The sequence below is a fragment of the Microbulbifer sp. S227A genome (assembly GCF_049800935.1).
On the sequence record NZ_JBNAFZ010000004.1, the window covers coordinates 420,918 to 442,856 of the forward strand.

Annotated in this window: 20 protein-coding genes; 17 read left to right on the top strand and 3 right to left on the bottom strand. The window is 63.8% G+C overall.

The features are described from left to right. The first annotated feature begins 4 nt into the window (after window positions 1-4). The 5 genes from guaA to ACP15R_RS12530 all read left to right on the top strand — a co-directional run bounded on the left by guaA (window position 5) and on the right by ACP15R_RS12530 (window position 5,245). Complete coding sequence (gene guaA / locus ACP15R_RS12510; RefSeq protein WP_424986748.1) at window positions 5-1,576, top strand: glutamine-hydrolyzing GMP synthase; 1,572 nt, start codon at window positions 5-7, stop codon at window positions 1,574-1,576. Between the two features lie 73 nt (window positions 1,577-1,649). Further along, on the top strand, window positions 1,650-2,483 hold the full coding sequence (locus tag ACP15R_RS12515) for an FkbM family methyltransferase (RefSeq protein ID WP_424986749.1): 834 nt from the start codon (window positions 1,650-1,652) through the stop codon (window positions 2,481-2,483). A 4-nt stretch (window positions 2,484-2,487) separates the two neighbouring features. After that, window positions 2,488-3,414, top strand: coding sequence for a DMT family transporter (locus ACP15R_RS12520; protein ID WP_424986750.1), 927 nt, complete (start codon window positions 2,488-2,490; stop codon window positions 3,412-3,414). 6 nt (window positions 3,415-3,420) lie between these two features. Beyond that, complete coding sequence (locus tag ACP15R_RS12525; RefSeq protein ID WP_424986751.1) at window positions 3,421-4,323, top strand: DMT family transporter; 903 nt, start codon at window positions 3,421-3,423, stop codon at window positions 4,321-4,323. 46 nt (window positions 4,324-4,369) lie between these two features. Continuing rightward, window positions 4,370-5,245 (top strand): hypothetical protein, encoded by an 876-nt coding sequence (locus ACP15R_RS12530; RefSeq protein WP_424986752.1) that lies wholly within the window; start codon window positions 4,370-4,372, stop codon window positions 5,243-5,245. A 9-nt stretch (window positions 5,246-5,254) separates the two neighbouring features. On the opposite strand, the gene ACP15R_RS12535 is transcribed toward ACP15R_RS12530, so the two are convergent. After that, on the bottom strand, window positions 5,255-5,821 hold the full coding sequence (locus ACP15R_RS12535; protein ID WP_424986753.1) for a hypothetical protein: 567 nt from the start codon (window positions 5,819-5,821) through the stop codon (window positions 5,255-5,257). Between the two features lie 155 nt (window positions 5,822-5,976). On the opposite strand from ACP15R_RS12535, the gene metA reads away from it, so the two are divergent. The 12 genes from metA (at window position 5,977) to dddP (ending at window position 18,768) form a co-directional block, all read left to right on the top strand. After that, the gene (metA, locus tag ACP15R_RS12540; protein WP_424986754.1) at window positions 5,977-6,915 is read left to right on the top strand and encodes a homoserine O-acetyltransferase MetA; all 939 of its coding nucleotides are present in this window, start codon (window positions 5,977-5,979) and stop codon (window positions 6,913-6,915) included. A gap of 8 nt (window positions 6,916-6,923) precedes the next feature. Beyond that, window positions 6,924-7,877, top strand: a complete 954-nt coding sequence (locus tag ACP15R_RS12545) for an alpha/beta fold hydrolase (RefSeq protein WP_424986755.1) — start codon at window positions 6,924-6,926, stop codon at window positions 7,875-7,877. 49 nt (window positions 7,878-7,926) lie between these two features. Continuing rightward, window positions 7,927-8,796, top strand: a complete 870-nt coding sequence (gene ppk2, locus ACP15R_RS12550; RefSeq protein ID WP_424986756.1) for a polyphosphate kinase 2 — start codon at window positions 7,927-7,929, stop codon at window positions 8,794-8,796. Then, window positions 8,789-9,406, top strand: coding sequence for a TetR/AcrR family transcriptional regulator (locus ACP15R_RS12555; RefSeq protein WP_424986757.1), 618 nt, complete (start codon window positions 8,789-8,791; stop codon window positions 9,404-9,406). Before ppk2 ends, ACP15R_RS12555 begins: the two co-directional genes overlap by 8 nt. A 54-nt stretch (window positions 9,407-9,460) precedes the next feature. Further along, window positions 9,461-10,021 carry an ImuA family protein gene (locus ACP15R_RS12560; protein ID WP_424986758.1) on the top strand — a complete coding sequence of 187 codons (561 nt, stop codon included), beginning with the start codon at window positions 9,461-9,463 and terminating at the stop codon, window positions 10,019-10,021. Continuing rightward, window positions 9,963-11,441: a Y-family DNA polymerase gene (locus ACP15R_RS12565; protein WP_424986759.1), complete on the top strand. Its 1,479-nt coding sequence runs from the start codon at window positions 9,963-9,965 to the stop codon at window positions 11,439-11,441. The genes ACP15R_RS12560 and ACP15R_RS12565 overlap by 59 nt, the downstream gene beginning before the upstream one ends. Then, window positions 11,438-14,782 carry an error-prone DNA polymerase gene (locus tag ACP15R_RS12570; RefSeq protein WP_424986760.1) on the top strand — a complete coding sequence of 1,115 codons (3,345 nt, stop codon included), beginning with the start codon at window positions 11,438-11,440 and terminating at the stop codon, window positions 14,780-14,782. Before ACP15R_RS12565 ends, ACP15R_RS12570 begins: the two co-directional genes overlap by 4 nt. A gap of 137 nt (window positions 14,783-14,919) precedes the next feature. Further along, window positions 14,920-15,618, top strand: a complete 699-nt coding sequence (locus ACP15R_RS12575) for a MotA/TolQ/ExbB proton channel family protein (RefSeq protein ID WP_424986761.1) — start codon at window positions 14,920-14,922, stop codon at window positions 15,616-15,618. Further along, window positions 15,618-16,001 carry an ExbD/TolR family protein gene (locus ACP15R_RS12580; RefSeq protein ID WP_424986762.1) on the top strand — a complete coding sequence of 128 codons (384 nt, stop codon included), beginning with the start codon at window positions 15,618-15,620 and terminating at the stop codon, window positions 15,999-16,001. Before ACP15R_RS12575 ends, ACP15R_RS12580 begins: the two co-directional genes overlap by 1 nt. 4 nt (window positions 16,002-16,005) lie before the next feature. Further along, on the top strand, window positions 16,006-16,425 hold the full coding sequence (locus tag ACP15R_RS12585; protein ID WP_424986763.1) for an ExbD/TolR family protein: 420 nt from the start codon (window positions 16,006-16,008) through the stop codon (window positions 16,423-16,425). Then, window positions 16,422-17,306 carry an energy transducer TonB gene (locus tag ACP15R_RS12590; protein ID WP_424986764.1) on the top strand — a complete coding sequence of 295 codons (885 nt, stop codon included), beginning with the start codon at window positions 16,422-16,424 and terminating at the stop codon, window positions 17,304-17,306. The genes ACP15R_RS12585 and ACP15R_RS12590 overlap by 4 nt, the downstream gene beginning before the upstream one ends. 121 nt (window positions 17,307-17,427) lie before the next feature. After that, window positions 17,428-18,768, top strand: coding sequence for a dimethylsulfonioproprionate lyase DddP (gene dddP, locus ACP15R_RS12595; RefSeq protein WP_424986765.1), 1,341 nt, complete (start codon window positions 17,428-17,430; stop codon window positions 18,766-18,768). Between the two features lie 102 nt (window positions 18,769-18,870). Here the strand turns inward: dddP and ACP15R_RS12600 are convergent, their stop codons facing one another. Both ACP15R_RS12600 and ACP15R_RS12605 read right to left on the bottom strand, forming a co-directional pair. Continuing rightward, window positions 18,871-19,302, bottom strand: a complete 432-nt coding sequence (locus ACP15R_RS12600) for a universal stress protein (protein ID WP_424986766.1) — start codon at window positions 19,300-19,302, stop codon at window positions 18,871-18,873. After that, a complete protein-coding gene (locus tag ACP15R_RS12605; protein WP_424986767.1) occupies window positions 19,299-21,908 on the bottom strand; it encodes a TRAP transporter permease in 2,610 nt (869 codons plus the stop codon). The genes ACP15R_RS12600 and ACP15R_RS12605 overlap by 4 nt, the downstream gene beginning before the upstream one ends. Between the last annotated feature and the right edge of the window lie 31 nt (window positions 21,909-21,939).

Sequence of the window (21,939 nt, forward strand, 5' to 3'; positions counted from 1 at the left end):
GCACATGACCCAGACCAGCCATGACCGCCTTCTCATCATCGACTTCGGCAGCCAGGTAACGCAGCTCATCGCGCGTCGCCTGCGCGAATTGAACGTCTATTGCGAAATCCACCCCTACCAGAACGTGACCGACGCGTTTCTCGCCGAGTTTGCACCCAGGGCCGTGATCTTTTCCGGCGGACCGGATTCGGTCATGCGCGAGGGCAGCCCGCGACCGCCGAAATCGGTTTATGGGCTTGGCGTGCCGATCCTCGGCATCTGTTATGGCCAGCAGGTCATGATGCATGACCTCGGCGGCAAGGTCGAAGCCGGGGAACACGCCACCGCCGAATTCGGGCGGGCCTATGTCTCGCCCGCTGAGGCGCGTGTCGATTTCCTGAACGGCTGGTTCATGGATGGCACCGGGCGCGAACAGGTCTGGATGAGCCATGGCGACCATGTTTCCGAAATCGCCCCGGGCTTTGAGGTGTTCGGCACATCGCCTGGCGCGCCCTATGCCATCACCGCCGACCCTGCGCGCAACTTTTACGCGGTACAGTTCCATCCCGAGGTTCACCACACCCCCAACGGCAAGACGCTCTATGAGAACTTTGTGCGCGCCGCGGGGTTCACCGGCGACTGGACGATGGGGGCCTATCGCGAGGAAATGATCCGCAAGATCCGCGAACAGGTCGGCGATCGCAAAGTGATCTGTGCCCTTTCCGGCGGCGTCGACAGCTCGGTCGCGGCGATCCTCATCCACGAGGCGATCGGCGAGCAACTGACCTGTGTCTTTGTCGATCACGGCCTGCTGCGGATGAACGAGGCGCAGGAAGTCGTGTCGATGTTCCGCGAACATTACAACCTGCAACTGATCCACGCGGATGAAAGCGAACTGTTCCTTGGCGAGCTTGACGGCGTCAGCGACCCCGAGACCAAGCGCAAGATCATCGGCAAGCTGTTCATCGACGTGTTCCAGAAATATGCCGACACCATCGAAGGGGCCGAGTTCCTCGCCCAGGGCACGTTGTATCCCGACGTGATCGAATCGGTGTCGTTCTCGGGCGGCCCCTCGGTTACCATCAAGAGCCACCACAATGTGGGCGGCCTGCCGGAAAAGATGGGGCTCAAGCTTGTCGAACCCCTGCGCGAACTCTTCAAGGACGAGGTGCGCGTGCTGGGCCATGAGCTTGGCCTGCCGGCCAGCTTCATCGGTCGCCACCCCTTTCCCGGACCCGGCCTCGCGATCCGCTGCCCCGGCGAAATCACCCGCGAAAAGCTGGAAATCCTGCGCAAGGCCGATGCGGTCTATATCGACCAAATCCGCAAACACGGGCTCTATGACGAGATCTGGCAGGCCTTCGTGGCAATCCTGCCCGTGCGCACGGTCGGGGTGATGGGCGATGGGCGCACCTATGACTATGCCTGCGCCCTGCGCGCGGTCACCTCGGTCGATGGCATGACGGCGGATTACTACCCGTTCAGCCACGATTTCCTGGGCGAAACCGCCACCCGCATCATCAACGAGGTCAAGGGCATCAACCGCGTTACCTATGACGTGACGAGCAAACCGCCGGGAACGATTGAATGGGAGTGATCCCGGCATCGCGCGAGACCGTCCCTGACCCAGACGACCATGAGGCGATTCCCAAGGGAACGGAGGTTGCAAAATGAGCTGGCTGTCCAATTTTCTGACAAGGAAATACACCGAGCGCTACGGCCGGGTCGATCTGCAGGCCCGCAACCGCAAGAATATCTACCGCGCGCTTCGGGCTTATGGATACAACAACGATGTCGACATCGGGACCGATGCCGAAGATGTCGTTCTTCAGCAGCTTCTGGCGCAGGGCGCTGGTGCTGGCATCATGGTCGATGTTGGCGCAAATGTCGGCAAATACAGTAAGAAACTGCTTGAGACCTTTCCCCAGGCACAGGTCCATGCGTTTGAGCCACTGCGCAATACATTCGTCGCGCTTGAAGGGTTGGCCCAGGAACATGGCGCGCGCTTCACGCCAGTGCATGCCGGTGTCGGTGCCGAGAATGGCGAACTTGAGCTGCAATTCAGCGATGGCGCCGAGACCCATGCTTCGTTTTCGAACGAAGCCACCGAAGTTCCCTATGTCGAGAACGCGCAGAGAGAGCTGATCGACGTTGTCACTCTGGATAGCTATTTTGACGGGCCGCTCGACGGCAAGACCATCGATCTGATCAAGATCGATGTGGAAGGGTTCGAATACGAGGTCCTGCAAGGTGCCCAGCGGGTGATTGCCCAGCACCGACCACGCGTGGTTCAACTCGAATTCAACTGGCACCACATGTTCCGGGGCCATTCTCTTTACATGCTGTCGGCGCTTCTCAAGGGCTATGACGTGTTCCAGTTGGTGCCCGGCGGCATCGCACCCCGCGATCCCAAGGATCCCTTGTCCAACCTGTTCATGTTTTCCAACTTCGTCTTTATCCGCAGCGATCTGACATCGCTCTTTGCACCGCCGGGCGGTCGCTGAGAGCATGTCGACAAAACGCCCCCCGGCGAGCGGCCCGCAACCGGCGCAAACCCTGCGCGCGGCGCTCTGGATGACCGGGGCGATTGCCTCGTTCTCGTCGATGGCGGTGGCGGGGCGCGAGGTGAGCTTTGCGCTCGATACCTTTGAAATCATGATGTATCGCAGTGCCATCGGCGTGGTGATCGTGGTCGCTGTCCTGGGGCTGACCGGCACGTTGCAACAGGTCTCCCGCGAGCGGATCGGGCTGCATTTCCTGCGCAACCTGGTGCATTTCAGCGGCCAGAACCTGTGGTTCTACGCGATCACCCTGATCCCGCTGGCCCAGGTCTTTGCGCTCGAATTCACCTCACCGCTCTGGATCATCATCCTGTCGCCGCTGGTGCTTGGCGAACGTCTGACCCCGATGCGGGCCTTTGCCGCCGCTTTGGGATTTGTCGGCATCCTGATCGTCGCGCGGCCCAGCCCCGACAGCATCAATACCGGCATCCTCGCGGCGGCTTCTGCGGCGATCTTCTTTGCCTTTACCGGCATGTTCACCAAGCGCCTGACCCGCACCGACAGCGTCGGCTGCATCATGTTCTGGCTGACGGTGATGCAACTGGGCTTTGGGCTGCTCGCGGCCGGGTTCGACGGCGACGTGGCGTTGCCGGATCTGCAAACGGCCCCCTGGCTGGTGGTGATCGCGCTTGGCGGGCTGCTTGCGCATTTCTGCATCACCAACGCGCTGGCCATCGCTCCGGCCACCGTGGTCATGCCCATCGATTTTGCCCGTCTGCCGACCATCGCGGTGGTGGGGATGCTGCTCTATCACGAGGCCCTGGATGTCTGGGTCTTTGTCGGCGCGGCGGTGATCTTTGTTGCCAACTACCTCAACATCCTGTCGGAAACCCGCAAGATCCGGGTCGCGTTGGACGGTCAAAGCCAGACATAAGACGGCATGACCGAACAGAAAACCATATCCCCGCGCGCCTGGGGCGAATTGCTGTTGCTTGGCCTGATCTGGGGCGGCTCGTTCCTGTCGATCCGGGTCGCGCTCAACGAGGTTCCGGTAACCACTGCCGTGCTGCATCGCACCGGCTGGGCGATGCTGGTCCTTTGGATTGTCGTATTCTGCGCGCGGCTACCGATCCCGCGCGCGCCGCGCGTCTGGGGCGCGTTCCTTGTCATGGGGGTACTGAACAATGTCATTCCCTTTGGCCTGATGAGCTGGGGACAATTGCATATCGAAAGCGGGCTGACCTCGATCCTCAACGCCGCCACCGCGATATTCGGCGTGCTTGTCGCCGCGATCCTGTTTGCCGATGAACGTCTGACCCTGCGCAAGGTGGCCGGCGTCGGGCTGGGCTTTGTCGGGGTGGCCACGGCCATCGGGTTGAGCAATCTCGCCACCTTCGATCTGCGCAGCACCGCACAGTTGGCGGTGCTCGCCGGAACGGTCAGCTATGCCTTTGCCAGCGCCTGGGCCCGTGCCCGGCTGGGCCATCTGCCGCCGCAGGTCGCCGCTGCCGGGATGCTGAGCGGGTCCACGCTGATCATGCTGCCCGCCGCGTTCATCATCGACGGCCCGGTTGCGCTTGACCTGCAACCGGTCACATGGGCGGCCATCGGGTATTACGCGCTGATCGCCACTGCCGGGGCCTATCTGCTCTATTACCGGGTGCTGGCCATGGCGGGGAGCGGCAATCTGATGCTGGTCACGCTGCTGATCCCGCCGGTGGCCATCGTTCTGGGTGCATGGCTGCTCGGAGAAGATCTCCACCCCCGCGCCTATGCCGGGTTTGCCCTGCTGGCGCTCGGGTTGCTGATCCTGAACGGAACGATTGGAAAACCACGCAATTGACCCCGCCCGCCCGGCTGAGTAGCTAGGCAAAAAGGGAACGGGTTTGATGATCTACCAAACGGCACAGGACTGGCGCGCCGCGCCGACCAAACGCATTCTATTCTTTGGCATGTCCGGCCTTGGCAAGACCCATGCAAGCCAGCTGCTGCGCGATTCCGGCGGCTGGTTTCACTACAGCATCGATTACCGCATCGGCACGCGCTATATGGGCGAGTACATCGCCGACAACGCCAAGGCCGAGGCGATGAAAGTACCCTTCCTGCGCGACCTGCTCCTGTCGGACTCGATCTATATCGGGTCGAATATCAGCTTTGCCAACCTGACCCCGGTTTCCGCCTATCTGGGCAAGCCCGGAAACACCGATAAGGGCGGGATGAGCATGGAGGAATATCGCCGCCGGCAGGAACAGTTCCGGCAGGCAGAGATTCATGCGTTGCTGGACACCGAGTATTTCATCGATCGCGCCCAGCGGCTGTATGGCTATTCCAACTTCATCTGCGACACCGGGGGGTCGATCTGCGAATGGGTGGACGCGGCCAACCCCGACGATCCGATCCTGTCCGAACTTGCCAAACACACGCTGATGGTGTGGATCAAGGGCGACGAGGCGCATACCCAGGACCTGATCCGCCGCTTTGACAAGGCCCCCAAGCCGATGTCCTATCAGCCCGAATTCCTGTCGCGCATGTGGGAAAAATACCTGAGCGAAAACAATTGCCAGGAGGGTGATGTTGATCCGGATGCCTTTGTGCGCTGGACCTATGCCCAGGCGCTTGCACATCGTCAGCCCCGGTATGAGGCGATGGCGAAATGGGGCGTCACGGTCAGCGCCGATCAAATTGCCGGGTTGCGCGATGCCGGGGATTTCGACGATCTGATCGCCGGGGCAATCGACTCGCGCATCGCGTCTGGCGCGGCCTGATCCCGGTGCCTATCTGCCGCAGGCGGCATAGGCCCGCTCCAGCGCCGCACGGGAATTGCCCAGCCCGACCTGGAACAGCCGGTGCCCGAACGGATTGACAATCGCAACCGAAGACGCGCTGGCCAGCACCGACAACAGACCGACGCGCGGCGCGATGTTGCTGGTCAATTGACTGCGCATCATGTCGAAGTTCAGGGTATATCGCTGTCCGGCCACGTCCAGGTGAAACGCGCCGGGCGGCGCATCCGCACCATACAGCATGAGATAGCTCTGCCCGGCCGGGTCGCACATGTAGAACAGGCCCGAGCCATCGCCATCGGGGCTGTCGACACCGGCAAAGGCGGTGCGCCCGTCCCCGGCGATCCCGCTGCGCCAGGTCCCGGAGATCGCCGCGGATGCGGTGGGGGTTTCATCACCGGTACACAGGCGGGCAACACATTGGTTGTATTCCACGCTGCTCGCGCCCGGCGAATTGGCAAGACACCGCCAGATGCACCGCTGCATGGCCATCGGGTCATTCCCCTGCGCTAGGACACCGGTTGCCAGCAGGCAGAAGGCAAGTGCAAGTCTCGGCATGTGACGCTCCGCTCTGATTTCGGACAGCAACAGGATACCTGACAAGGAGTTACCGCAATCCCAACGACATACAACACCATATTGTGCGCCTCCGCCCCCTTGGCAGCCGGCGCTGACGGGGCTATCTACCGCGTTCGAGCAAGAGGAAATCCGACATGCCCATCAAGATCCCAGCCGACCTGCCCGCCTATGAGGTTCTGACCCAGGAAGGCGTGATGGTCATGGCCGAGGATCAGGCCGCCCGGCAGGATATTCGCCCGCTGCATATCGGGTTGCTGAACCTGATGCCCAAGAAAATCCAGACCGAGACCCAGTTTGCCCGGCTGATTGGCGCCACACCGCTTCAGATCGAACTTACCCTGATCCGCATGTCCGAACATCAGGCCAAGAACACCGCCGCCGATCACATGGAGAGCTTTTACCGGCCCTTCTCGGAATTGCAGGACAAGAAATTCGATGGGCTGATCATCACCGGCGCGCCGATCGAGCATCTGGATTTCGACCAGGTCACCTATTGGGAGGAAATCACCCGGGTCTTTGAATGGACCCAGACCAATGTGCACTCGACGCTGGGTGTGTGTTGGGGCGGGATGGCGATGATCAACCATTTTCACGGGGTCAGGAAACACATTCTGGACCACAAGGCGTTCGGCTGTTTCGGGCATAACAACCTTGCGCCCGCATCGCCCTATCTGCGCGGCTTCTCCGATATCTGCGTGATTCCCGTGTCGCGCTGGACCGAGATGCGGCAGGCCGAGATCGATGCCGCCGATGGCCTGCGCACCCTGCTTGGCAGCGACGAGGTCGGCCCCTGTCTGGTTGAGGATCGCGCCCATCGCGCGCTCTATATCTTCAATCATTTCGAATATGACAGCGACACGCTGAAACAGGAATATGACCGCGACGTTGCCGAAGGCGTCTCGATCAACGTGCCGATCAACTATTACCCCGGCGATGACCCGAGCAAGGCACCGCAGAACCGCTGGCGCAGCCACGCGCATCTGCTCTATGGCAACTGGATCAACGAGGTTTACGAGACCACGCCCTTTGACATCGCGAAAATAGGACTGGAAACAACCGACCTTCGCGCTTGATCCAGGGTATGGCTGTCAAGGCGTTCATCCTGATCATCGCGGTCCTGGCCATCGGCTGGGCCATTGTCCTGCTGCGCGCCGGCGCGCGCGAAGACGCGGCCGAACGGCGGTTTCCCCCGCAGGGCCAAATCCTGCGCGTCGGCGACACGGATGTACATGCGGTGGTGATGGGCAGCGGCCCCGATCTCGTTCTGATCCACGGCGCCAGCGGCAGCACCCGCGACATGACCTTTTCGCTCGCGCCGCGTCTGGCCGAGACATATCGCGTCTTTGTCATCGACCGTCCGGGGCTGGGTTATACGGACCGGCTGAGCACGACCGGAGCCAGCCTGCGCCAGCAGGCGGCGCTCATGCAGCAGGCCGCGGGGCTGCTGGGCGCGCGCGCGCCCATTGTCGTGGGGCACAGCTATGGCGGCGCGGTGGCGCTGGCCTGGGCGATCCATCATCCCGACACGCTTGCCGCGCTGGTGCCGGTATCCGCGCCCTCGAACCCCTGGACCACCCCGCTTGACCCGCTCTATCGCGTGACATCCTCGTGGTGGGGCAGCCGCATCGTCGTGCCGCTGATCACCGCGCTGGTCAGCGAAGCACGCGTCGAACGCACCATCCGGTCGATCTTTGAACCGCAAGCCGCGCCCCAAGGTTACGCTGCGCAGATCGGCGCGCCGCTGACCTTGCGGCGTGTCTCGATGCGCGCCAATGCCGATCAGCGCGCCAACCTGCTGGACGAAATCACCGCCCAGGTCGCGGATTACGACCGGATCGCCGTGCCCACCGAAATCGTACATGGCACGGCGGACGAGATCGTCGGCCTGTCGATCCATTCCGAGAAGCTGGTTGAACAAATCCCCGGCGCGCTCCTGACCCGTCTTGAGGGGATCGGTCACATGCCCCATCACGCCTCGGAGGACGAGATCGTTGCCGCAATCGACCGCGCCGCGACACGTGCGGGTTTGCGTTAAGCCCATTAACATCCCATATTGCTGAAAAGACAGACAAAAGGACATGTCGATGGAACTCCCGTTTGACGGCGCGATCAGTGCCTATTTCAAGAACGACGCGCCCGAAGACATCCGGAACGCGATCAAGCGCGCGGAAAAGGGAGATATCCTGTCACCGACATATCCGCATAGCGAACGGCTGGCCCGCAAGGTCTATGAAAAGGAACTGCGCGCGCTTCAGATCGAGCTGGTCAAGATGCAGGCCTGGGTCAAGGCAAGCGGCCAGCGGGTCGTCATCGTGTTCGAAGGCCGCGATGCTTCGGGCAAGGGCGGCACCATCAAGCGGTTCCGCGAGAATCTGAACCCGCGCGGGGCCAAGGTGATCGCCCTGCCCAAACCCTCGGATGCCGAACAGAGCCAATGGTATTTCCAGCGCTATATCGACCACCTGCCCTCTGCCGGAGAGATCACGTTTTTCGACCGCAGCTGGTACAACCGGGCGGTGGTCGAAAAGGTGCATGGCTTTTGCACCGACAAGGAGCGCGAGCGGTTTTTCCGCCAGGTCGCACCCTTTGAACAGGCGCTGGTGGGGGACGGCATCCTGCTCTTCAAGTTCTGGATCAATGTCGGGCGCGCCGAACAGCTGCGCCGCTTTCTCGCGCGGGAATCGGACCCGCTGAAGCAATGGAAGCTGAGTTCGATCGATGTGGACGGGCTGCGCAAATGGGAGTCTTATTCGGGCGCGATCGCCGAAACGCTGGAGCGCACCCACAGCAAGGCCGCGCCCTGGACCATCATCCGCTCGGACGACAAGCGCCGCGCCCGGTTGAATGCCATCCGCGCGGTGCTGGACGGCGTGGATTATCAGCGCAAGAGCAGCAAGGCGCTCGGGCGGATCGACGACAAGGTCTGCGGCGGGCCGGACATCTGGGATGTCTAAACGCGGCTATCATCACGGCAACCTGCGGCAGGCGTTGATCGACGCCGCGCTCGAGTTGATCGAGGTGAAGGGGCCCACCGGCTTTACCCTGTCGGAGGCGGCGAAGCAGGCGGGCGTCACGCCGGCGGCGGTCTATCGCCATTTCGCCGGGCGCGAGGACCTGATCGCCGAAGCCGCGCGGCAGGGTTTCGAGATGTTCGCCGATCTCATGCAATATGCCTATGAATCCGGCCAACCTTCGGCACTGGCGGCGTTCGAGGCAACCGGGCGCGCCTATCTCGCCTTTGCGCGCAAACATCCCGGGCATTACATCTCGATGTTCGAAAGCGGGATTTCGGTCAATCGCACCCCCGAACTGGCGGCGGCCTCGGCGCGGGCGCGTGATGTGCTGGAACGCGCGGCGGCGGATCTGTCCGAACATATCCCCCCCGACAAGCGTCCGCCCGCGTCGATGTTCAGCGCGCATATCTGGGCCCTCAGCCACGGGGTTGTCGAACTTTACGCGCGCGCCACGCCGGGCAATCGCTCGCCCTTTCCGCCCGAGGAATTGCTGGAATCCGGGATCGGCATCTATTTGCGCGGGCTTGGGCTGATCGAACCGGATCGCTAGGCATCGCGATCAACGGTGGTTTCTATCGCCGGAAATCCGGGTTATTTTGATCTCATGTCTGCGGCCTTTCATACCTGTTTCCCCCTGCGCAAGACCCGCGTTCACGAGGTCTGCGGCCCCGGTGCGACCGGGTTTGCCGCCGCGGCCTGTGCCCGCGTTCCGGGCAACCTGTTGTGGATTCGCGAAACCTGGCGGGCTGAGTTCCCGAACCCCGTGGGGCTCTGCCGGTTCTTTGATCCCGACCGGCTGCTGGTGGCGCAGACCCGAGAGCAGACCGATGTGCTGGCCGTAGCCGAAGAGGCCCTGCGCGATGGCAGCGTGCCGCTGGTGATCGCCGAACTTGGCCAGCCCCTTGGCCTGACCGCCGGGCGGCGCCTGCAACTGGCGGCCAAGGCGGGGGGCTCGACCGGGCTGTGCCTGATTGCAGAAGACATGGGCAGCAATGCCGCCGAGACCCGTTGGCACGTCTCTGCGCTCTATGATCCGCTGCCGGGGGACTCGACACTGATGCGGTGGAAACTTATAAAGAACAAATCAGGAACATTAGGAGCCTGGGATGTTCGATGGGATCACCCGGCGCGTCGTCTCGATGTGGTTTCCCCGCCTGCCCAGTGACCGGGTCCTGCGGGCCAGCCCGGTTGACGCGCCCTTTGCGCTGACGCTGAAACAAAACAACACCGAACGCCTCTATTGCCTGAACCGGCGGGCAGAGGCGCTTGGCCTGTCGCGCGGCATGCCGTTTTCCGACGCCCGTGCCTTTTGCCCCGACCTGCTGAGCCAGCCCGCCGATCCGCGCGGCGATGCCCGTTTCCTCGCCGCCCTGGCGCGTTGGGCGACCCGCTATTGCCCCTGGGTGGGCCCCGAGGGCGAGGACGGGCTGGTGCTCGACATCACCGGTGCGGCGCATCTGCTGGGCGGCGAATCCGGGCTACTGGCGGATATGCGCAGGCGGATGGCGCGCGCCGGGCTGGGCTTGCAGCTTGGCCTCGCCGACAGCCGTGGCGCGGCCTGGGCGCTGGCGCATCATGGCGAAGGGGTTGCCGAGCCCGGCGATCCGCTGGCGGCCCTTGGCGGTCTGCCCGTGGCCGCGCTGCGCCTGCCGCAGGACACCGTCACCGGGTTGCAGCGGCTGGGCCTGCGGCGGATATCCGACCTGGCCGTGGCCCCGCGCGCGCCGCTGGCCCGCCGGTTTGGACAGGCAGTGCTGTTGCGGCTCGATCAGGCGCTTGGCGCGCAGCCCGAGGCGATAACGCCGATGGCCGAGCCGCCGCATTACGCGGTGCGCCTGACCCTGCCCGAGCCGATCGGGCTGGTCGGTGACGTGATGGCCGGCACCGCGCGCCTGCTGGAGCGGTTATGCGATCGTTTGAAAGAACGGGAAACCGGGGCGCGGTTGCTGTGCCTGACGCTGCGGCGGATCGACCAGAGCAACCAGCAGGTGGAATTGCGGCTGGCCAGCGCCATGCGCCATGCCACGCGTATCCTGCCGCTGTTTGAACGTGGTGTTTCCGGGATCGAGGCCGGGTTCGGCATCGACCAGATGCGGCTTGAGGCGGTGCAGGTCGAGCCGCTGCCGGTTCAGCAGATCAGTTCCGTCACCGACAACAGCAAGCAACAGCTCGACGATCTGATCACCCGGATCGGCACGCGGATCGGGCTGGAGAATGTGCAACGTTTCCTGCCCGCCGACAGCCACATCCCGGAACGCGGGTTCCTGGTTGCACCGGCGGCCTATGCCCGCCCCGAAGGCCCGTGGCATGCGCCGCGCCCGCGCCCGGTGCGGTTGTTTCCGCCGGAACCCATCGCCGGGGCCGGACCCCGCCCGCCGCGCCGCCTGCGCTGGCGGCGCATGACGCTGGACACCGCCCGCGCCACCGGCCCGGAACGCATCGCCCCGGAATGGTGGCTGGAGGATGATGCCTGGCGCAGCGGCGTGCGCGATTACTGGCAGGTCGACACGCGGCAAGGCCGGCGGCTGTGGCTGTTCTATACGCCGCAGAACCCCGGCTGGTTCGTGCAGGGAGAGTTCGCATGAATGCCCACCCTGCCCAGACCGGGTATGCCGAGCTGGGCGTCACCACCAATTTCACCTTCCTGACCGGGGCCTCGCATCCCGAGGAACTGGTGGTGCGCGCCGCCGAACTGGGCCTGCATGCCATTGCCATCACCGACCACAATTCGCTGGCCGGGGTGGTGCGCGCCTATAGCGCGTTGAAAGAGTTGCGCCGCGAGGCCGAAGAGGCGGTGCAAATCCGCTCGCAACACCGCACCGACAGCTGCTCGCGACAGGAGGTTGGCACCCCCGAGGATATAACCCGCCCCACCGGGATCTCGCTGCCCCGCCTGATCACCGGTTGCCGGCTGGTGCTGCGCGACTGCCCGGTCGACTGGATCGCCCTGCCCACGGACCGCGCCGCCTATCACCGCCTGTCCCGATTACTGACCCGCGGCAAACGCCGGGCGGGCAAAGGGGAATGCCATCTTGACCTGCACGACCTGCAAGAGGGTTGCGCCGGGATGATCCTGATCGCCCTGCCCCCGGCCGACATGGCCAGCGATCCGGCGGCCAGCGCCCGTATCATCCAGGGGGTCAAACGCCGCTATCCCCGGTCGGTCTTCCTCGGGGCCGCGCCGCGTTATGACGGCTCGGACCAGGCATGGTTCGATCGCTGCGCGCGGCTGGCGCTGCGGGTCGGGGCACCGATGGTGGCGGTGGGCGATGTGCTGATGCACCGCGCTGCACGGCGGCAACTGGCCGATGTGCTGACCTGTCTGCGCGAGGGCTGCACCATTGACCAGATCGGCACCCGCGCCCTGCCCAATGGCGAACGGCGGCTCAAGGGGGCCAGCGACATGACGCGGCTTTATCGCAACCATCCCGCCGCCCTGCGCCGGACGCTGGAAATCGCCGCACGGTGCGCCTTTTGCCTGAGCGAACTCAGCTATGAATACCCCGACGAGATTGCCAAGGGGGGCGAAACCCCGCAGGAGCGGCTGATGCGGTTGACCGATGAGGGGCTGGCGCGGCGCTGTCCCGATGGCATCCCCGACCGCTACCACGCGCTGGCGAACAAGGAATTGCAGCTGGTCGAGGAACTCGGCTTTGCCGCCTATTTCCTCACCGTGCATGACATCGTGACCTATGCCCGATCGCTGGGCATCCTGTGCCAGGGGCGCGGTTCGGCGGCCAATTCGATCCTGTGCTGGGCGCTTGGCATCACCGATGTCAGCCCCGATCAGATCGGCATGGTGTTTGAACGCTTTGTCTCGCGCTATCGCGGCGAGCCGCCCGATATCGATGTGGATTTCGAACATGAGCGGCGCGAAGAGGTCATCCAGTGGATTTATGAAAAATACGGCCGCCACCGCGCCGGGCTCTGCGCCACCGTGATCCATTTCCGCAGCCGGGCCGCGATCCGCGAGGTGGGCAAGGTGATGGGCCTGAGCCAGGACGTGACGGCCAGCCTGTCGGGACAGATCTGGGGCATGTCCAACGGCGGTGCCGATCCCGACCGCATCCGCGAACTGGGGCTGGATCTGAACGACCGGCGGCTGGCCCAGACCATTCACCTGATCGGCGAGATCATCGGCTTTCCCCGCCATCTGAGCCAGCATGTCGGCGGGTTCATCATCACCAAGGGGCGGCTGGACGAGCTGTGCCCCATCGAAAACGCCGCAATGGAAGACCGCACCGTCATTGAATGGGACAAGGACGATATCGACACGCTGGGCATTCTCAAGGTCGATGTGCTGAGCCTTGGCATGCTGACCTGTATCCGCAAGGCGTTTGAGCTGATCGACCGGCACGAAGGCGCACAGTTGACGCTGGATTCGGTGCCACAAGAGGACACGGCAACCTATGACATGCTGTGCGTGGCCGATGCGGTTGGTGTGTTTCAGGTCGAAAGCCGCGCGCAGATGAATTTCCTGCCCCGGATGCGGCCCCGCACCTTTTACGATCTGGTGATCGAGGTCGCCATCGTGCGCCCCGGCCCGATCCAGGGCGGCATGGTGCAGCCATTTATCCGGCGGCGTCAGGGGCTGGAAAAGGCGGAACCCTTTGGCCCGGCGCTGGCGGAAGTGACGCGCAAGACATTGGGCGTGCCGCTGTTTCAGGAACAGGCCATGCAGATCGCCGTGGTTGGCGCGGGCTATACCGCCGAAGAGGCCGACCGGCTGCGCCGCTCGCTGGCTTCGTTCCGGCGCATGGGCACCATCGGCGCGCATCGGGACCGGTTTGTCGACGGCATGATGGGCAATGGCTATCCCCGCGACATGGCGGAAAAATGCTTTTCCCAGATCGAGGGCTTTGCCGATTACGGCTTTCCGGAGAGCCACGCGGCGGCCTTTGCCATGCTGACCTATGTCTCCTCATGGCTGAAACGTCATCACCCGGCGATCTTTGCCTGCGCGCTGCTCAATTCCCAGCCGATGGGGTTTTACGCCCCGGCCCAGATCGTGCGGGACGCCCGTGAACACCATGTCGAAATCCGCCCCGTCTGTGTCAATCACAGCGATTGGGACAATCATCTGGAACGGCGTGCGGATGGCGCGCTGGCGCTGCGGCTGGGGTTTCGCCAGATCAAGGGGTTCCGCAAGGACGACGCCGAATGGATCGTGGCCGCGCGTGGCAATGGATATACCGACCCCGAGAGCCTGTGGCTGCGCGCGGGCATGGCCCCGCCGGTTCTGGAGCGGCTGGCCGAGGCGGATGCATTTTCGGGCCTTGGCCTGACCCGGCGCGACGCGCTGTGGCAGGTGCGGGCGATCCGCGCACCCGCACCGCTGCCGCTCTTTGCCGACCCGCTGGATGGCGAGGGCCTGAAGGAACCCCAAGTCGATCTGCCGGTGATGCATCTGGGCGAAGAGGTGGTCGAGGATTACGTTGCCATGCGCCTGTCGCTGCGCGCCCACCCGATGGAGTTGCTGCGCCCCGACCTGCCCGGCCTGACCCTGCATGGCGACCTGGCACAGGTGCCGCCGGGCCGGATTTCGGTGGCCGGGCTGGTGATCACCCGCCAGCGGCCCGGGACCGCCTCGGGGGTGATCTTTCTCACCCTCGAAGACGAAACCGGCGTCAGCAACGTGGTGGTCTGGCCCAAGGTCTATGAACGCTATCGCCGCATTGTCATGGGTGGCCGCCTGCTGCGCGTGACGGGCCAGATCCAGCGCGAAGGCATCGTGGTGCACCTGATCGCCGCCACGATCGAGGATCTGTCGCATCGGCTGACCGATCTGGGGCACCCGCTGGAGGATGCGATCGGCATCACCCAGCCGCAAGCCGACGATGCCCCGCGCCCGCCCCGCTATCGCAGCGGTGCCCGCCACCCGCGCGAGCAGGCCAAGCAATTGTTTCCCAGCCGGGATTTCCATTGATCTCTGCACATGGCCGCGCCGGTTCCTGCCCGCGCCGCCGATCCTGACCAAAATACTACGGATAAAATGTTGACAAAAACACTCTGTATAAATAGCGACAAAGGCGTTTCATGGAACCAGCCTGAAAGAGACGCGGTATGGAGTTTGACGGATCAACGGTTCTCGGCGCCGAGGCACTGAACAGGCTCTATGATTTCATCCTGCTTGGCGGCCCCGCGATCTGGGCGATCTCCGCGCTCAGCGTCGCGGCGCTGGCGCTGATCCTCTGGAAGATCTGGCGGCTGGCCATTCTGGGCGCATGGTCCGGCGGCACGCGGGCTAGGCGCGCGGTAACCCTGTGGTCGGAAGGCGACGAGGACGCCGCGCTTGACCTGCTGCGCAATCGCCGCACCTGCCGTGCGGTGCTGGCCCGTGCCGCCATGTCGGCGCGCCACGACGCAACCCTGGATGACGAGGCCGCCCGCGAAGAAACCGCGCGCGTGGCCCGCAACCTGATCGCCGGCGCACGGTCCGGCCTGCGTCCGCTCGAACTGATCGCCACCATCGCGCCGCTGCTCGGCCTGCTGGGCACGGTGATGGGCATGATCGCCGCGTTCCAGGCCCTGCAAGAAGCCGGCAGCAGCGCCGATCCCGCCACCCTTGCCGGCGGCATCTGGGAGGCGCTCCTGACCACGGCGGCGGGCATGGCGGTGGCGATCCCGGCGGCGGCGGCCCTGACATGGTTCGAGAGCATCGTCGACCGCCTGCGCCTGCAAATGGAAGACGCCGCCACCCGCATCTTTCTGCGCCCGACGACCAACGCCGCCAACGCCACGCTGCGCACCGCGGCGGAATAATGTTCGACTTCACCGAAGACCGCCCCCGGCGCAAGCCCAGCCTGACGCCGATGATCGACGTGGTGTTTCTGCTGCTGGTCTTTTTCATGCTGGCTTCGCGCTTTGGTCTCGACATGCATATCCCATTGAATGTCGCGGGCACGGCCAGTGGCCAAGGGTATTCCGGCCCGCCCCGACTGATCGATATCCAGCCTGATGCGCTGTTGCTGAACGGCGTGGCCCTGACGCCAAACGCGCTTTTGGCGCAGATTGGCGAGCTGACCGCCAAACCGGACGACACGATCATCCTGCGCCCCGCTCAGGGGGCCGATCTGCAACGGGTCATCACGGTGATGGAAACGCTGTCAGCGGCGGGATATTCCGCGCTTGTGTTGATCGAGTAGCCCCGTGCAATTCTCCACTCCTCCGCGCCGGCAACCGACCGAGAGCATCGTTCCGATGATCAATGTCGTGTTCCTGTTGCTGATCTTTTTCCTGATGTCAGCCCAGATCGCCCCGCCGGAACCCTTTGCCGTCGAACCGCCGGTGATGGCCGAGACCGAAAGTGCCGAGGGGGCATTTCGTCTCTACATGGATGCCGAGGGGCGGCTGGGCTATCTCGACATCATCGGCGAGACCGAGGCGCTGGCAGCCCTCACCGCCGCGCGTGAAAGCCATTGCGACTCCGAACCTTGCCCCGAGAACGCGCCACCGGCGTTGATCCTGCGCGCGGATGCCGGGCTGGACGCCACGCGGCTGGCCGCGCTGATGCCGAAACTGGGTGCCGCAGGGTTTCAGGTGGTTCAGCTGGTGACGGTCAAGCAATGAAACGCCTGGCGGAACTCGTGGTCTTCGTGGCGCTGGCCGTGGCGGTGCATCTGGCGCTGTTGACCCTGCGCGCATCCGAAGCCGGGATCGCGTCATCCGGCGAGGGCGGCGAAGCGCTGATGTCGCTGCAAGCGTCAACCGCCAGTATCGCGGAAATGGTCGAGACCTGGGAAAAGCCGCCGGTGACCCCGTCACCGCGGACCGCACCAAAGCTGGTACAGCCAAGGCCAGACACGCCCGATCTGCCGCAACAGACCACCCCCGACGCGCCGGTAGTACCCGCCCTGCCCAGGGTTGCGGGGCTGGCCCTGCCCCGGCCGGAAACCCTGCCGGATGCACAGGCAACCGCCCCGCCGCCGCCACCCGATGTGCCCGACGAGGTGCAGCCGGAACAGCCCGAGATCGCCGATATCCGCCCACAATCACGGCCACAACACCCCAAGCAGCCACCGCGCAAGACTCCGACCGAGCCAGCCGCCCAGAAGAGCCGGGCGTCGGCGGCAAGCGCGGTCCAACGCGCCGCCGGCCAGGGCGGCGGGCAACAGGCCGGGCTCGCCAACAGCCAGGCCACCGCCACGCTCAGCAAGGGTCAGCGTCAGAGCCTGATGTCACAATGGGGCGCGCAGATCCGTTCACGTATCGAACGGCGAAAATCATATCCCCGTGCGGCGCGCGGGGCCTCGGGAATCGTCAGGATTCGCCTCTCGGTGAGCTCTGGCGGCACCTTGCAGGGGGCATCGATCGTCAGCTCGTCAGGCAATGCGCATATCGATCAGGCGGCCCTGCGCGCGGTGCAATCCGCCCGCCGGTTTCCGGCCGCGCCCAAAGGACTGTCCAACGCCAGCTACAGTTTTACGGTGCCGATCTCGTTCGATCGCTGACGGTGGTGCTCCGCCGCGCGGCGTACAATTTCCGACCGGGTCGCAATATGACATGGCACCCGTCGCATTCGGAGCGGAAAAGCCGCGCGACGCCCTGCACCCTGCCCCCAGGAGGTGTCCGATGAACACTCATTACCGCGACACGCGCAAGATCGATCCGAGCCGGGGCGATACCCTGGATGACGGGACCCCAAACGACCAGGACCGCGTTGAAATCGGCCCCACCCGGCTGGCCCTGTCCGAGTGGCAGGCGGCGGGGCTGACACTGCCCAATCTGCCGGCGATGCGCGAACACCGCTGGGCGCGGCTGACGCAGCACGTGGTTGACCGCGACTATGGCGGTCTGCTGATGTTCGATCCGCTGAACATCCGCTATGCCACCGACAGCACCAACATGCAGCTGTGGAACACCCATAACCCGTTTCGCGCGGTGCTGCTCTGCGCCGATGGCTACATGGTGATCTGGGATTACAAGAACTCGCCCTTTCTCAGCAAATTCAACCCCCTGGTCCGCGAACAGCGCAGCGGGGCCGATCTGTTCTATTTCGACCGCGGCGACAAGGTGGACGTGGCCGCCGATGTCTTTGCCAACGAGGTCCGCGCGCTGCTGGCGGAACATGCCCCCGGCAACATGCGGCTGGCGGTGGACAAGGTGATGCTGCACGGGTTGCGCGCATTGCAGGCGCAGGGTTTTGAGATCATGGAAGGCGAGGAAGTCACCGAGAAGTCCCGCGCCGTCAAGGGGCCGGACGAGATTCTGGCAATGCGCTGCGCCAGCCATGCCTGTGAAACCGCCGTGCGGGCGATGGAGGATTTCGCCCGCGCCACGGTGCCGACAGCCGATGCCTCGGAAGACGATATCTGGGCGGTGCTGCATGCCGAGAATATTCGCCGTGGCGGCGAATGGATCGAAACCCGTCTGCTGGCGTCAGGCCCGCGCACCAACCCGTGGTTCCAGGAATGCGGCCCCCGCATCGCCCAGCCCAACGAGATCATCAGCTTTGATACCGACCTGGTGGGCAGCTATGGCATCTGCATCGACATCTCGCGCAGCTGGTGGATCGGCGATCAGAAACCCCGGCCCGACATGGTCTATGCGATGCAGCACGCGCATGAACATGTCATGACCAACATGGAGATGCTGAGGCCCGGCGTAACCATCCCCGAGCTGACCGCCGGGGCGCATCGGCTGGACGACAAATACCAGGCCCAGAAATACGGATGTATCATGCACGGGGTCGGTCTCTGCGATGAATGGCCCCTGGTCAGCTATCCGGACAAGGCGGTTGCCGGTGCCTTTGACTATGCGCTGGAACCGGGGATGGTGCTGTGTGTCGAAGCCTGTGTCGGCGAGGTTGGCGGCGATTTCACGATCAAGCTCGAAGACCAGGTGCTGATAACCAAGGACGGCTACGAGAACCTGACCCGATACCCGTTCGATGCCGCCCTGATGGGTCAATGAGCAGGGTCGCCGTTGTGGGGCAGCGCTGCACAGGGTTGTGATCCGCCGGATTGGTGGTTGCGCGCGGGCGCGGGCAGAGCCCCGCCCGCGCCGCATTACGTGTCACCGCACGACATAGACCGAGCATTGCGAATGGTTGACGATCCGCGATGCGTTGGGGCCAAGCAGGAAATCCTTGATATCCGCCTTGCTCGCCCCGATGACAATCAGGTCGCTGCCCGCCTTTTGCGCGGTGGTGAGGATTTCCTTGTAGGCGGACCCGGTTGCGATGACATGGCGCACGGTCTGGTTGCGCTCTTCCCCGAGGGTCGCGATGCACAGTTCCTGAAGGTGTTTCGCCGCCTCTTCCTCGGCCTGCTGGTGGAACCCCGGCTGAAAGAACCCCGAGACCAGGCTGCTGCCGAAATCGGGCAGCACGGTGATCACATCCAGCTGTGCGTCATGCAACGCGGCGATCTTGGCGGCCTCGGTCAGAACGGCACTGTCGGTATCGCCGTCGCTGACATCAACGGCACAAAGAACGGATGTCGTCATGCGGGAACTCCTTGTCGGGATGCGCGGGCGCGCTGCGCAAAGGCGAGCAATGCCAGCAGGATCAGCGCCGGGATAAAGACCAGCTCCTTGGGCATCTGATCCGCCGGCACCTGCACCTTGGCCAGTTGCACCGGTGTGTCGCCGTAGAAGTCAAAGCTGCCCAGGTCACCGGATACCGGGGTGCCGAACATCGGCTCGTCCAGCCTGGCAATGCCGTCTTCTTCCAGCAAGATCAGCCCCATCGCATCCAGCCGCTCCTGCCCGCTGGCCTCTGGCCCGACGGTCAGGACCAGGGTGGTTTCCTTGGGCTCGCCGGTATCGAAATCCGGGCCGCTGACCACCACCCGCAGCTCGCGCCCCTCGGCCGCGCCATCCAGCCGCTCGACAAGAGCCGTGGGCTCGATCTCCTGATAGGGCGGTTGCAGCCGGTTCATGAAGAAATCGGGCCGGAACAACGCAAAGGCGATCAGGATCAGCGCGACGCTTTCATAGATGCGGTTCTTGGTCACGAACCAGCCCATGGTGCCGGCGGTGAACACCAGAATTGCGATTGTCGCCGTGACCGCAACAAGTATCCCCTGAACCCACCCGACATCGATCAGCAGAAGATCGGTGTTAAAGATGAACACGAAGGGCAGCGCAACGGTCCGCAGGCTGTAGAAAAAGGCGATAAACCCGGTCTTGATCGCATCCCCCCCGGATACTGCCGCAGCCGCAAAGCTGGCCAGCCCCACGGGCGGCGTCACATCGGCCATGATCCCGAAATAGAACACGAAGAGGTGCACCGCGATCAACGGCACGATCAGCCCCGATTGCGCGCCCAGTTCCACCACGACCCCCGCCATGAGCGAACTGACCACGATGTAATTGGCCGTGGTCGGAAGCCCCATTCCGAGGATCAGCGATAGCAGCCCCACCATGACCAGCATCAGGATCAGGTTGCCTCCCGAGAGGAACTCGACCAGATCGGCCATCACCTGACCCACACCGGTCAGCGTGACGGTGCCGACGATCACACCGGCGGTTGCGGTTGCAAGGGCGATCCCGATCATGTTGCGCGCCCCATCGATCAGCCCCTGCCACAGATCACCGACACCGCTCATGAAGGTTTGCGCCATGTTGCTCTGGCCGCGGAAAATCGCCTTGAGCGGCTTCTGGGTCAGCAGGATCACGAACAGCAGCGCGGTGGCCCAGAAGGCAGACAGCCCCGGAGATTTCTGCTCGATCATCAGGAAATAGACCAGCACGATGATCGGCAACAGGAAATAGAGCCCGGCGCGGTAGATCTCGGCCACCACCGGCAATTCCACATCTTCGGCATTCGGATCGTCCGGCACCAGGTCATCGGTGCCCGACGCCAGCCACAACAGCACGATATAGGCGGCGATGACGAGGATCGAAAGCGACAGCCCCGAAGCATTGGGCATCAGCGCGATGATCGCCTTGACCGGATACTGCACACCGTAACACAGCAGCGCAAAGCCGACAAAGAACAGCGCCATGCCGCCAATGGTCTTGCCCATCGACACGGTGCGGTTGCCCAGGGTCGGCATGTTCCGCTTTACCGCCTCGAGATGCACGATATAGACCAGTGCGATATAGGAAATCGCGGCGGGCAGGAAAGCGTGGGTGATGACCTCGACATAGGAAATGCCGACATATTCCACCATCAGGAACGCAGCCGCCCCCATGACCGGTGGCATGATCTGGCCGTTGACCGAGCTGGCGACCTCGACCGATCCGGCCTGTTCGCTGCTGAATCCCACGCGCTTCATCAGCGGGATGGTAAAGGTGCCGGTTGTCACGACATTTGCGATGGACGAGCCCGAGATCAACCCGGTGGCCGCCGAACCGACAACCGCCGCCTTGGCCGGACCGCCGCGCAGGTGCCCAAGGGCACCAAAGGCCATCTTGATAAAGTAATTGCCTGCCCCCGCCTTGTCGAGCAGCGCGCCAAACAGCACGAAGAGGAACACGAACTTGGTCGACACCCCGAGCGCGATGCCAAACACGCCCTCGGACGTGATCCACATGTGACTCATCGCCTTTTGCAGGCTGGCACCTTTCCAGCGGATCACATCGGGCACCCATGCGGACGAGCCGAAGAACACGTAGAGCAGGAAGATCGAGGCAATGATCGCCATTGCCGGACCAAGCGCGCGGCGCGCGCCTTCGAACAGCAGCAGCAACCCGACCAGCGCAAACCACTTGTCGGTGTCATCCGCAAGGCCGCCGGATTTCACGATCTTGTCGTAAAAGAAATATCCGTACATGGCGATAAAGGCACCAAGCACACCCATGATCCAGTCCTGGATCGGGATATAGTCGCGCGGTGACGATTTCAGCGCCGGATAGGCCATGAAAGCCAGGAACAGGCCAAAGGCAAGGTGGATCGAGCGGTCGTTGTTGATGATCGCTCCGGGCAGCACGAGGTTGGATACCGGCGAGGCCAGCACTACCTGGAACACCGACCAGATCACCGCGACGATGGCAAGAAACGTGCCGACGGTGCCGGCAGGATTGCGTGCGCCTGAGTCGCTGGAGGATACCAGCTCCTGAAGTTCTTCTTCGCTCAGAGGGCCTTTGCCCGGCGTGTCTTGGGCCATCGATTACTCTCCCTGGTCATCGCATTCGTGC